This window comes from Arthrobacter sp. AD-310, from assembly GCF_054656615.1.
This window is the reverse complement of record NZ_BAAHNO010000016.1, coordinates 193,170-205,187: the sequence shown is the minus strand read 5'-3', so window position 1 is coordinate 205,187 and position 12,018 is coordinate 193,170. Positions and strand designations below refer to the sequence as shown.

Annotated in this window: 12 protein-coding genes; 5 read left to right on the top strand and 7 right to left on the bottom strand. The window is 66.0% G+C overall.

Annotated elements, in window-relative coordinates; all coding sequences use genetic code 11:
• Nucleotides 1-19: 19 nt before the first annotated feature.
• The 5 genes from tal to pgl are packed head-to-tail and all read left to right on the top strand — an operon-like array spanning nt 20 to nt 6,107.
• Nucleotides 20-1,135, top strand: a complete 1,116-nt coding sequence (gene tal / locus ACYQ1Z_RS11885; RefSeq protein WP_459792726.1) for a transaldolase — start codon at nt 20-22, stop codon at nt 1,133-1,135.
• A 6-nt stretch (nt 1,136-1,141) separates the two neighbouring features.
• Nucleotides 1,142-2,776, top strand: coding sequence for a glucose-6-phosphate isomerase (locus ACYQ1Z_RS11880; RefSeq protein WP_459792725.1), 1,635 nt, complete (start codon nt 1,142-1,144; stop codon nt 2,774-2,776).
• Between the two features lie 13 nt (nt 2,777-2,789).
• Complete coding sequence (gene zwf, locus ACYQ1Z_RS11875; protein WP_459792724.1) at nt 2,790-4,361, top strand: glucose-6-phosphate dehydrogenase; 1,572 nt, start codon at nt 2,790-2,792, stop codon at nt 4,359-4,361.
• Complete coding sequence (locus tag ACYQ1Z_RS11870) at nt 4,358-5,299, top strand: glucose-6-phosphate dehydrogenase assembly protein OpcA (RefSeq protein ID WP_459792723.1); 942 nt, start codon at nt 4,358-4,360, stop codon at nt 5,297-5,299. Before zwf ends, ACYQ1Z_RS11870 begins: the two co-directional genes overlap by 4 nt.
• A complete protein-coding gene (gene pgl, locus ACYQ1Z_RS11865) occupies nt 5,289-6,107 on the top strand; it encodes a 6-phosphogluconolactonase (RefSeq protein WP_459792722.1) in 819 nt (272 codons plus the stop codon). The genes ACYQ1Z_RS11870 and pgl overlap by 11 nt, the downstream gene beginning before the upstream one ends.
• Here pgl and ACYQ1Z_RS11860 read toward each other — a convergent pair.
• From ACYQ1Z_RS11860 to whiA, 7 genes are all read right to left on the bottom strand, one after another.
• Complete coding sequence (locus tag ACYQ1Z_RS11860; protein ID WP_459792721.1) at nt 6,060-6,455, bottom strand: RNA polymerase-binding protein RbpA; 396 nt, start codon at nt 6,453-6,455, stop codon at nt 6,060-6,062. The two genes, pgl and ACYQ1Z_RS11860, sit on opposite strands and share 48 nt — an antisense overlap.
• 125 nt (nt 6,456-6,580) lie before the next feature.
• Entirely contained in the window at nt 6,581-6,835 is a 255-nt protein-coding gene (secG, locus tag ACYQ1Z_RS11855; RefSeq protein ID WP_459792720.1) for a preprotein translocase subunit SecG, read from the bottom strand.
• A 50-nt stretch (nt 6,836-6,885) separates the two neighbouring features.
• Nucleotides 6,886-7,701, bottom strand: coding sequence for a triose-phosphate isomerase (gene tpiA / locus ACYQ1Z_RS11850; protein WP_459792719.1), 816 nt, complete (start codon nt 7,699-7,701; stop codon nt 6,886-6,888).
• Between the two features lie 98 nt (nt 7,702-7,799).
• Nucleotides 7,800-9,026 carry a phosphoglycerate kinase gene (locus tag ACYQ1Z_RS11845; protein ID WP_459792718.1) on the bottom strand — a complete coding sequence of 409 codons (1,227 nt, stop codon included), beginning with the start codon at nt 9,024-9,026 and terminating at the stop codon, nt 7,800-7,802.
• Between the two features lie 10 nt (nt 9,027-9,036).
• A complete protein-coding gene (gene gap / locus ACYQ1Z_RS11840; RefSeq protein WP_459792717.1) occupies nt 9,037-10,047 on the bottom strand; it encodes a type I glyceraldehyde-3-phosphate dehydrogenase in 1,011 nt (336 codons plus the stop codon).
• A 260-nt stretch (nt 10,048-10,307) separates the two neighbouring features.
• Nucleotides 10,308-10,934, bottom strand: coding sequence for a superoxide dismutase (locus ACYQ1Z_RS11835; RefSeq protein ID WP_459792716.1), 627 nt, complete (start codon nt 10,932-10,934; stop codon nt 10,308-10,310).
• Between the two features lie 100 nt (nt 10,935-11,034).
• Nucleotides 11,035-12,015: a DNA-binding protein WhiA gene (gene whiA / locus ACYQ1Z_RS11830; RefSeq protein WP_050055346.1), complete on the bottom strand. Its 981-nt coding sequence runs from the start codon at nt 12,013-12,015 to the stop codon at nt 11,035-11,037.
• Between the last annotated feature and the right edge of the window lie 3 nt (nt 12,016-12,018).

Sequence of the window (12,018 nt, the reverse complement as noted above, 5' to 3'; positions counted from 1 at the left end):
TTTAGAGGAGATAAACACCATGACTACTCCCACCCAGCAGCTCTCCGACGCCGGAGTTTCCATCTGGCTCGATGACCTGTCCCGCGGACGCCTGGAAACGGGCACCCTGCGCAAGCTCATCGAAGAGAAGAACGTGGTTGGCGTGACCACCAACCCGTCGATCTTCCACGCCGCGATCACCACCGGGCACGACTATGACGCCACGATCGCCGCCTCGGCCGCGGCCGGCGCCAGCGTCGAGGACACCATTTTCGAGATCACCACCACCGACGTCGCTGACGCGTGCGACCTGTTTGCTCCCGTAGCTGCGGCCACCAACGGTGTTGACGGCCGCGTGTCCATCGAAGTTGACCCGCGCCTTGCCTGGGATACCGCCGGGACCATCGCCGAGGCGAAGCACCTCTACAAGAAGGTCAACAAGGACAACGTCCTGATCAAGATCCCCGCCACGCTCGAGGGCCTCGAAGCAATCACCGCCGTCCTGGCTGAAGGCATCAGCGTCAATGTGACCCTGATCTTCTCCCTCGAGCGGTACCGGGCCGTCATCAACGCCTTCCAGTCCGGCCTCGAACAGGCCAAGGAAAACGGCCACGACCTCTCGAAGATCCACTCCGTGGCCTCCTTCTTCGTCTCCCGCGTCGACACCGAAATCGACAAGCGCCTCGACAAGATCGGCACCGACGAAGCCAAGGCACTCAAGGGCAAGGCCGGCCTGGCCAACGCCCGGCTCGCTTACCAGGTTTACGAAGAGCTCTTCGCAACCGAGCGCTGGGCCCTGCTCGCCGAAGCCGGGGCACGTCCCCAGCGTCCGCTGTGGGCTTCCACCGGCGTGAAGGACCCGGCCTACCCGGATACCCTTTACGTCACGGAGCTCGTCGCCCCCGGCGTCGTCAACACCATGCCCGAAAAGACGCTGGACGCCACGTTCGACCACGGCGTGGTTACCGGTGACACCGTCACCGGCACCTACGTCGAAGCCAACGCCACCCTCGATGCCCTCGAAAAGCTCGGAGTGTCCTACAACGACGTCGTCGCCATCCTCGAATCCGAAGGCCTGGACAAGTTCGTGGCCAGCTGGAAGGAACTCCTCGGCGACGTTGAAGGCGCCCTCGCCTCTGCACGGAAGGCCTCTTAACCAACAATGAGCACACTCAGCTACGAAGCCACCGGCGCTGCACGCCAGGCACTCGAACAGCACCTTCCCGCCCTGGTGGAAGACCGGGTCGCCACCCGGATCTTCGCAAAGGACCACACCCTCTGGGGTGCCGAGGCGGAAGCCGAATCAGCCATCCGACTCGGCTGGGTCGAGGCGGCCACCGTCTCGCAGCCTCTCGTGAAGGAGATCCTGGAACTCCGCGACGCCCTTCGGGCGGAGGGCGTCAGCCGCATCGTTCTGTGCGGCATGGGTGGATCATCGCTGGCTCCGGAGGTCATTGCCGGTACCGCCGGCGTCGAGCTGACTGTGCTTGACAGCACGGACCCCGACCAGGTCCGTGCTGCCCTCGCGGACCGGCTGGAAGAGACCGCGATCGTGGTCTCTTCCAAGTCCGGTTCCACCGTGGAAACCGACTCCCAGCGCAGGGTCTTCGAGAAGGCGTTCAACGACGCCGGAATCGACGCCAGGAGCCGGATCATCGTCGTCACCGACCCCGGTTCTCCGCTGGACAAGGCCTCCCGCGAAGCCGGCTACCGGGCCGTCTTTAATGCCGATCCCAACGTCGGCGGCCGTTTCTCTGCCCTCACCGCTTTTGGATTGGTGCCCTCGGGCCTCGCCGGTGTGGACATCCAGGCCTTCCTGGACGAAGCAGAGGAGGCAGCGGAAGTCCTCAACGAGGACGCAGCCGAAAACATTGGTCTTGCACTGGGTACCGCGCTCGGCGGCACCAGCCCGCTGCGCAACAAGATCGTCATCGCCGAGGACGGCTCGGGCATCGTCGGTTTCGCCGACTGGGCCGAGCAGCTGATTGCTGAGTCGACAGGCAAACTCGGTACCGGCGTCCTCCCGGTAGTCGCCGGCCCCGCCTCCCCCGAGGTGAAGACCGGCGCAGATGACGTCCTGGTCGTCCGCCTGGTTGCCGCCGACGCCGACGTCGAACTTGGCGACAACCAGGTTGCGATCGCCGGCGGCCTGGCCGCGCAGATGCTGGTCTGGGAATTTGCCACCGCCGTTGCCGGACGCCTGCTGGGCATCAACCCGTTCGACCAGCCCGACGTGGAGGCCGCCAAGGTGGCCGCCCGCGGCCTGCTGGATGCGCAGCCCGAACCCACGCCCGCTGCCTTCGTTGACGGCGCGATCGAGGTCCGCGGCGGGGAATGGCTTGGTGCCGCCGCCACAGCGGAGGACGCCGTGAAGGCGCTGCTGGGCACCCTCGCCGGCGACAGCTACCTCAGCGTCCAGGCCTACTTCGACCGCCTGGCGTTCGCGCAGCTCGAAGGAATCCGCGACGAACTGGCAGCAGCCACCGGCCGTCCGGTCACATTCGGCTGGGGTCCCCGGTTCCTGCACTCCACCGGCCAGTTCCACAAGGGCGGCCCGGCCATCGGTGTGTTCCTCCAGGTCACCGCCGCTGCCGCGGAAGACCTCGCCATTCCGGAGCGCCCCTTCACGTTCGGGGAACTCATCGCGGCCCAGGCCGCAGGCGACGCCCAGGTCCTCAGTGAGCACGGCCGTCCCGTGCTCCGCCTGCACCTGACTGACAGGGCTGCCGGAGTGGCACAGCTGCAGGGCATCATTGCCGCGCTGTCCGCCCGCTCAGCCTCCGTTACCGAAAGCTAAGGCACAAAGCAACATGCCAGAAACTGAATACGGCAGGTCTGCCGGGACACGTCCCGGCAGGACCGGCCGGAATCCTTTGCGGGATCCGCGTGATCGTCGTTTGAGCCGGATTGCCGGGCCGTCGTCCCTTGTGTTGTTTGGGGTGACTGGTGATTTGGCGCGGAAGAAGTTGTTGCCGGCGGTGTATGACCTGGCTAATCGTGGGTTGTTGCCGCCGAGTTTCGCGTTGGTGGGGTTTGGCCGGCGGGAGTGGAGTGATGCTGATTTCGCGGCGCAGGTGAAGTCCTCCGTGCAGGCGTATGCGCGCACCCCGTTTGATGAGGCGGTGTGGAACCAGCTCTCGGAGGGGATCCGCTTTGTGCAGGGCGGGTTTGATGATGACGGGGCGTTTGAGCGGCTCGGCGAGGTCGTGAAGGACCTTGATGATGTCCGCGGCACCCGGGGGAACCACGCGTTTTATTTGTCGATCCCGCCCAAGGCCTTTGAGCAGGTCTGCCGGCAGCTGTCCAAGCACGGCCTGGCGCAGGCCGAGGGCGATAAATGGCGCCGGGTGGTGATCGAGAAGCCCTTCGGGCACGACCTCGAGTCTGCCCGGAAGCTGAACGACATCGTGGAGTCCGTTTTCCCGGCTGACGCGGTGTTCCGCATCGACCACTACCTGGGCAAGGAAACGGTCCAGAACATCCTGGCGTTGAGGTTCGCGAACCAGCTGTTCGAGCCCTTGTGGAACGCGAACTATGTGGACCACGTCCAGATCACCATGGCAGAGGACATCGGCACCGGCGGCCGGGCAGGGTATTACGACGGCGTGGGCGCGGCCCGGGACGTCATCCAGAACCACCTGCTGCAGCTGCTGGCCCTGACGGCGATGGAGGAGCCGATCTCCTTCAACGCCGATGACCTGCGTGCGGAGAAGGAAAAGGTCCTCGCCGCGGTCAAGCTCCCCGATGACCTGTCCACGCACTCGGCCAGGGGGCAGTTCACCGGCGGCTGGCAGGGCGGGGAACAGGTCCAGGGCTACCTGGAGGAAGAAGGTATCCCGGCGGATTCGACGACGGAGACGTTCGCGGCGATCCGGGTGGACATCCACACCCGCCGGTGGGCGGGAGTGCCGTTCTACCTGCGCGCCGGCAAGCGGCTCGGCCGCCGCGTCACCGAGATCGCGGTGGTGTTCAAACGCGCACCCAACCTGCTCTTCCGCGACCATAGCGATGACGACTTCGGCCAGAACGCGGTAGTGATCCGGGTCCAGCCCGATGAGGGCGTGACCATCCGGTTCGGCTCCAAGGTCCCGGGCACGCAGATGGAAGTCCGCGACGTCACCATGGACTTCGGCTACGGGCACTCCTTCACCGAGTCCAGCCCGGAAGCCTACGAGCGGCTGATCCTGGACGTGCTCCTGGGTGAACCGCCCCTGTTCCCGCGGCATGAGGAAGTGGAGCTGTCCTGGAAGATCCTGGACCCGTTCGAGGAATACTGGGCCACCCTGGATGAACAGCCCGAGCCCTACGCCCCGGGCAGCTGGGGGCCCGCCTCTGCCGATGAGCTGCTGGCCCGTGACGGACGAACCTGGAGAAGGCCATGATCGTAGACCTGCCGGACACCACCACCTCGAACGTGTCCAAAAAGATCCAGTCGCTGCGCGAGCAGGGCGGGGTGATCGCGCTCGGCCGGGTCCTGACCCTCGTCGTGGTCACCCGCTCCGGGCTGGAAGAGGAAGCGATCGAAGCCGCGAACGAGGCCTCCCGGGAACACCCCTGCCGGATCATCGTCCTCGCCGACGCCGGCGCTGACCAGGCCGACCGGCTCGACGCGCAGATCCGGGTCGGCGGGGACGCCGGAGCCTCCGAGGTGATCGTGCTGCGCGGCTACGGCCAGCTCGCCCAGGAATCCGAATCCCTGGTGGCGGCCCTGCTGCTCCCGGACGCCCCGATCGTGGCCTGGTGGCCCCACGGCGCCCCGAAAAACGCCTGCGAAACCTCCATCGGCCGGATCGCCCACCGCCGGATCACCGACTCGGCGAACGAACCGGACCCGCAGGCTGCGCTGGAGAACATCCACAAGACCTACCGCGCCGGCGACACCGACCTCGCCTGGACCCGCCTCACCAACTGGCGCATCCAACTCGCCGCCGCCCTCGACGAAGTGGACCCGTCACCTGTCACGGCGGTCGCCGTCGAGGGTGCCTCGGACTCACCGAGCACGATCCTCCTGGCAGCCTGGCTCACCCTCGCACTGGAAGCACCCGTAACCATCGTGGCGGACCCGGCCGGAACAGGCATCCGCCGCGTCCGGCTGACCCGTCCCGGCGGCGACGTGCAGCTCTTCCGGCCTGGACTGTCGGTTGCCGAACTGACCCAGCCCGGCCAGCCCGCCCAGCGGATCTCCCTTCCGCGACGCAGCCTCCGCGACTGCCTCGCCGAGGAACTGCGCCGCCTCGACCCGGACGAAGTGTTTGGCGAAGTGATTACTATGGGACTGCCACGAACCAATCTAAGGAGCGTCCGTCCCAGTGAGCGTTGAGCCAAGAGTAAGCATCCATCCTGATTCATCCGTCCTGATGGCAGCCATCGCGGCCCGGCTCATCACCAAGCTCGTCGACGTTCAGGACAAGTACGGCGAAGCTACCGTGGTGCTGACTGGCGGCACGGTGGGCATCGGCACGCTGAAGGCTGTTGCTGACTCCCCGGCGGCGCCCGCCGTCGACTGGTCCAAGGTGAATTTTTGGTGGGGCGACGAGCGATTCGTTGGGGCAGCGGATCCGGACCGGAACACGAAGCAGGCGTTTGACGCACTGTTGTCGCACATTCCGGTGGACCCGGAGCGCATCAACCAGCCGGGCTCGTCCGATGACTTCGAGTCACCGGAAGAAGCGGCCGACGACTACGCCCGCCGCCTTCGGGAGGCTGCGGCCGCCGAGCACGCCGCGGACATGTCTGACGACCGTCCCGAGCATCCGGCGTCCCTCCCCCGGCTGGATGTTGTCCTGTTGGGGGTCGGACCGGACGCGCATGTTGCCTCGCTCTTTCCCGAGCAGGCAGGGATCCGGGAAAAGGAACGGACCGTGGTGGGCGTCCGGAACTCCCCGAAGCCCCCGCCCCTGCGGATTTCACTGACGCTTCCTGCCATCAACACCGCCACGGAGGTATGGATGGTCGTGGCCGGCGAGGATAAGGCCGGTGCCGTCGGCCTGGCCCTTGCCGGGGCGAATCCGGTCCAGGTGCCGGCCGCCGGGCCCCGGGGAACCTCCCGCACGCTGTGGCTTATCGATGAGAACGCCGCATCACGTGTCCCGCAGCAACTGGTCCGGAAGGACGCCGCGGGCGCGTAGCTTCTCCAGCGCTCCGGCCAGGACGTCTTCAGCGTCCTGGTCGGAGCGTCGTTCTTTAACGTATTCGAGATGGCTTTTGAAGCCGTCGTCAAAGGCGTCCGCAGCAGCCGCGGCATGACCTTCCCGGGTGGCCGGCGCGCCGCAGCGCCGGCAGTCCCACACCTCAGGGATCTGCTCGTCGGGAAGCTTGAGGAAGACGGGCTGCGTCTCATGGCCCTTGGCGCACCAGTAAGAAACCTTGATGCGAGGCAGTGGGGTGCCGTGGTCCTCACTGGAGTGGAGGCTGGACCCGGACCCCGCCGTAACGCCCGCACGGGTTCCCCGGAAGCCGGATGCTGGATGGACCATCGGAACTCCTGCCTCGAAAACATCTTTGTTAAACGAAACTGTGGCCGCCGGATAACCGACAGCCACAGTTTAGTTGCAGTACGCGTGCGGCGGGAGTCCCCGCCCCGCGCCCCCGACAGCGGGTATCAGGAGTCCCCGCCGCTGAACCGCATGATCAGGCCCAGCGCAATGATGACAATGCCCCACGTGACGCCCAGGACGACGGTGAACCTGTTGAGGTTCCGCTCGGCCACGCCGGAGGAGCTCAGGCCCGAGCTCATGCCGCCGCCGAACATGTCGGAGAGCCCGCCGCCCCGTCCCTTATGGAGGAGGATGAGCAGCGTCAGCAGGAGGCTGGTGATGCCCAGGAGGATCTGCAGGATGACATGAAGAACGTCCACGACGGCCTTTCAGGAAGTTGGGATGACGGGAGTGCGCGTACCGGGACGGATCAGTCCGCCACCAGGTGACTCTCGAACCTGACAATATTAGCAAACTCGGTCGGATCCAGGCTTGCACCACCGACGAGCAGGCCGTCCACGTCGCGCTCCTTGAGGATGGCGGCGGCGTTGTTGGCCTTGACGGATCCACCGTACAGGAGCCGGGTCTTGGCGGCGGTGCCGGCGTCGAAGAGCGTTTCGAGTTCGGCGCGGATCGCCGCGCACATTTCCTGGGCGTCGCCGGGGCCGGCCACCTCACCGGTGCCGATGGCCCACACGGGCTCGTAGGCAACCACGAGTTCTGCGGCCTGCTCGTTGGTCAGCCCGGCGACACCGGCGCGGAGCTGGTCCAGCGTGTGGCTGACGTGCGTGCCTGCCTGGCGGATCTCCAGCCCTTCTCCCACGCAAAGGACGGGGGTGATGCCGTGCTTGAAGGCGGCCTTGACCTTGGCGTTCAGGACGTCATCGGACTCGTTGTGAATGGTCCGGCGTTCGCTGTGCCCCACCAGGACGTACTTGCAGCCCAGCTTAGCCAGGAACTGGCCGGAAATGTCGCCGGTGTAGGCGCCCGAGTCGAACTGGGACAGGTCCTGGCCGCCGTAGGCGATGTCCAGGTCGTCACCATGGACGAGGGTCTGGACGCCACGGAGATCGGTGAACGGCGGGAAGACGGCTACCTCGACCCGGCTGTAGTCATGCTTGGCGTCGGAGAGGGTCCAGGCCAGTTTCTGCAGGAGGGTGATGCCCTGAACATGGTCCATGTTCATTTTCCAGTTGCCCGCGATGAAGGGCCTGCGGTCGAAAGCGCCGTTCGTTGACGTAGTCACGTTTTCTCCAAAAGTTCTAGATATGTGTGCGGCCGGCAGGCTGCCGCGGGCAACCTGCCGGCCGGAGGACGGAAAGCGGAACTGCCAGGGGGCAGCTGCTAGCGGTCCAGGACGCTGAGGCCCGGAAGTTCCTTACCTTCGAGGTACTCAAGGCTGGCGCCGCCGCCGGTGGATATGTGGCCGAACTGGTCGTCGGCGAAACCCAGCGTGCGGACCGCGGCAGCGGAGTCGCCGCCACCCACCACGGTGAACGCGCCGGTTTCGGTCAGGGCCTGGGCGATGGAGCGGGTTCCGGCGGAGAACGCCTCGAACTCGAAGACACCCATCGGGCCGTTCCAGAAGACCGTCCGGGCACCCTTGATCCGCTCCGCGAAGGCAGCGGCGGAGTCCGGGCCGATGTCCAGGCCGATGCCCTGGGAGCCGAAGCGGCTGTCCTCGATGGCGTCGGCGGAAACCGTCTCGTGGGCGGCGTCGGCGGCGAACTTCTCCGCCACCACCACGTCGGTGGGGATGACGAATTCGGTCCCGGCATCAGCTGCGCGCTTCAGGTAGTCCTGGACCACGGGGATCTGGTCTTCCTCAAGGAGGCTGGACGCCACTTTGTGGCCCGCCGCGGCGAGGAAGGTGAACAGCATGCCGCCGCCCACCAGGATGGTGTCAGCCTTCCCCAGCAGGTTGTCGATGACAGCGAGCTTGTCGGAAACCTTGGACCCGCCGAGCACCACCACGTAAGGGCGCTGCGTGTCGGCGGTGAGTTTCCGCAGGACCTCCACCTCGGTGTGCACCAGGTCGCCCTGGTAGGAAGGCAGCCGGGTGGCGACGTCGTACACGCTGGCGTGCTTGCGGTGGACGGCACCGAAGGCATCATCCACGTAGGCGCCGTTGTCCCCCGTCAGCGATACCAGCTCGTCAGCGAAGGCACCGCGTTCGGCGTCATCCTTGCTGGTTTCGCGGGCGTCGAAGCGGACGTTCTCGAGGACCAGCACTTCGCCGTCCTGCAGCGACGCAGCCGCTTCCCTGGCGGAGCTGCCGACGGTGTCGCCGGCCAGCGTGACCTTGAAGTCCGCCAGTTCCGCCAGCCGCGCGACGGCGGGGCGGAGCGAGTATTTATCCTCGGGGGCGCCTTTCGGGCGTCCAAGGTGGGCTGTTACCAGCACGCGGGCACCGGCGTCCGTGAGCTTTGACAGCACTGGGAGGGAGGCCTTGACACGGCCGTCGTCAGTGACTGTAGAGCCGTCGAGCGGCACATTCAGGTCACTTCGAACCAGAATGTACCGCCCGCGGACACCTTCAGCGATGAGTTCGTTGAGGGTGTGAGATGTCATGTGTCTAACCCTAGCCCAGCTTGGACGCGACAAGCTCCGTAAGGTCGACGAGGCGGTTGGAGTAGCCCCATTCGTTGTCATACCAGGAAACAACCTTGACCTGGTTGCCAATCACCTTGGTCAGGCCGGCGTCAAAGATGGATGACGCGGGGTCGCCCACGATGTCGGAGGAAACGATCGGCTCTTCGGTGTAGGTCAGGAAGCCCTGCAACTCCTCGGACTCAGCGGCGCGCTTCAGCGCGGCGTTGACTTCCTCCACGGTGGTCTCGCGGGAGACGGTCACGGTGAGGTCGGTGGCGGAGCCGGTGGGGACAGGGACGCGGATGGCGTAGCCGTCCAGCTTGCCCTTCAGCTCCGGCAGCACCAGGCCGATGGCCTTGGCGGCACCGGTGGAGGTCGGGACCATGTTGACGGCGGCGGCGCGTGCACGGCGGAGGTCCTTGTGCGGGCCGTCCTGCAGGTTCTGGTCCGCGGTGTAGGCGTGGACCGTGGTCATCAGGCCGCGTTCAATGCCGAACTCGTCGTTGACGACCTTGGCCAGCGGGCCCAGGCAGTTGGTGGTGCAGGAAGCGTTGGAGATGATGTTGTGCGTGGCGTTGTCGTACAGGTTGTGGTTGACGCCCATCACGATGGTGATGTCTTCATCGGAGGCCGGTGCGGAGATCAGGACCTTCTTGGCGCCGGCGTCGATGTGCTTCTGCGCGTCCGCGGCCTTGGTGAAGAAGCCGGTGGATTCGATGACAATGTCCACGCCCAGCTCGCCCCACGGCAGCTTGGCGGGGTCACGTTCCGCCAGGACCTTGACGACGTTGCCGTTGACGACGATGTTGCCGTCCTTGACCTCGATGGTTTCCTTCAGCCGGCCGCCGACGGAGTCGTACTTGAACAGGTGCGCCAGTGCCTCGGGGCTGGTGAGGTCGTTGACTGCAACGATCTCCAGGTCCGCACCCTGTGCCAGGGCTGCGCGGAAGTAGTTGCGGCCAATGCGGCCAAAGCCGTTAATACCAATACGGGTCGTCACTTTTTCGTTCTCCTTGGTGCTTGAAGAAGCACTACTAGTTGAGCGGGCTCTCGAGCCAACTAACAGATCCCGCACGCCATTGGGCAGAGATGATTTACAGACGGAGGGCGACCAGCCTCATTGCTGAAGGCTAACCGCCTTCCGTGACCTATCTTACGTTTAAACGGGTCCGCCCCCGCAAGTGCGGGGGCGGACCGTCCACATCCCGGCCCTTTAAGTCCGATTGTGAAGTTTGTAACAAGCGCGTGTTGCGTCAGTCACTACCGGAGGGTGATGAGTCCCGTGGCGTTGGTGCGGGCAGCCTCGAAGCGCTGGGCGACATCGGCCCAGTTCACGATGTTCCAGAACGCCTTGACGTAGTCGGCCTTGACGTTGACGTAGTCCAGGTAGAAGGCGTGCTCCCACATGTCCAGCATCAGCAGCGGGGTGGTGCCCAATGCCACGTTGCCCTGCTGGTCGTAGAGCTGCTCGATGACCAGGTTGCCGCCGATGGGTTCGTAGGCCAGGAATCCCCAGCCCGAGCCCTGCAGGCCGAGGGCCGCAGCGGAGAACTGGGCGCGGAACGCGTCGAAGGAGCCGAAGGCGTCGTCGATGGCGGCTGCCAGCTCACCTTCAGGCTTGTCACCGCCGTCCGGGGACAGGTTGTTCCAGAAGACGGAGTGGTTCACGTGGCCGCCGGTGTGGAAGGCGAGGTCCTTGGAGAGCCGGTTGATGTTGGCGAAGTCGCCCTTCTCCCGTGCTTCGGCGAGCTGGGCCAGCGCGTTGTTGGCCCCGGCCACGTAGGCTGCGTGGTGCTTGCTGTGGTGCAGCTCCATGATCCGCGAAGAGATGTGCGGTTCGAGGGCGGCGTAGTCGTACTTGAGTTCGGGCAATACGTACTCAGTCACAAAATCCTCCAATATCGTGGACACTTTCGTCCGGTTGGTGACTCTCGGATTGTGCATCCGGGCGTCTGGCGCCCGGAATCTTTTTGATTCTATGGGGCGCTTACTCGTCCAGCATTTCAGGCGTCACATTGGCGTCCGTGCCGGGGATGCCGAGGTCGAGGGCGCGTTTGTCCGCCATGGCCAGCAGGCGGCGGATCCGGCCGGCGATCGCGTCCTTCGTCATGACGGGATCGGCGAGCCGGCCCAGTTCGTCCAGGCTGGCCTGCTTGTGCGCCACACGCAGTTCGCCGGCGTACTTCAGGTGCTCGGGGACGTCGTCGCCAAGGATTTCGAGCGCGCGGTCCACGCGTGCCCCGGCGGCCACGGCGGCCTGGGCGGAGCGGCGCAGGTTCGCGTCATCGAAGTTGGCGAGCCGGTTGGCGGTGGCGCGCACTTCCTTGCGCATGCGGCGTTCCTCCCACACCATGAGCGCGTCATGGGCGCCCATCCGGGTGAGCAGGGCGGCGATGGTGTCCCCGTCGCGGATGACCACGCGGTCCACTCCCCTGACTTCCCGGGCCTTGGCCTGGATGTCCAGCCGGCGTGCGGCGCCGACAAGGGCAAGGGCGGACTCCGGCCCGGGGCAGGTGACTTCCAGCGACGACGACCGGCCGGGTTCCGTCAGGGAGCCATGGGCCAGGAACGCGCCGCGCCAGACGGCTTCGGCGTCGGCGGCGGAGCCGTTGACCACGGCGGACGGCAGCCCGCGCACAGGCCGTCCGCGGCCGTCCAGGAGGCCGGTCTGCCGGGCCAGCGCCTCGCCGTCGCGAACCACCCTGACCACGTAGCGGCTGGCGCGGCGCAGCCCGCCGGCCGACACCACGATGATTTCGCTCTGGTGCCCGTAGACTTCCGCGATCGCAGCGCGCAGCCGGCGGGCCGTGGAGGCGAGGTCCACCTCGGCCTCGATGACGATGCGGCCCGAAATGATGTGCAATCCGCCGGCGAAGCGGAGCATCGCAGAGACTTCCGCCTTGCGCACCGATGACTTCTTGATGTCCAGACGGGACAGTTCTTCCTTGACCGATGCTGTCAGTGCCATGGC

Coding starts and splice junctions, on each gene's coding strand:
- tal (WP_459792726.1), top strand. CDS start 20: ATGACTACTCCCACCCAGCAGCTCTCCGACGCCGGAGTTTCCATCTGG.
- ACYQ1Z_RS11880 (WP_459792725.1), top strand. CDS start 1,142: ATGAGCACACTCAGCTACGAAGCCACCGGCGCTGCACGCCAGGCACTC.
- zwf (WP_459792724.1), top strand. CDS start 2,790: ATGCCAGAAACTGAATACGGCAGGTCTGCCGGGACACGTCCCGGCAGG.
- ACYQ1Z_RS11870 (WP_459792723.1), top strand. CDS start 4,358: ATGATCGTAGACCTGCCGGACACCACCACCTCGAACGTGTCCAAAAAG.
- ACYQ1Z_RS11860 (WP_459792721.1), bottom strand. CDS start 6,455: ATGGTCCATCCAGCATCCGGCTTCCGGGGAACCCGTGCGGGCGTTACG.
- ACYQ1Z_RS11845 (WP_459792718.1), bottom strand. CDS start 9,026: ATGACATCTCACACCCTCAACGAACTCATCGCTGAAGGTGTCCGCGGG.
- whiA (WP_050055346.1), bottom strand. CDS start 12,015: ATGGCACTGACAGCATCGGTCAAGGAAGAACTGTCCCGTCTGGACATC.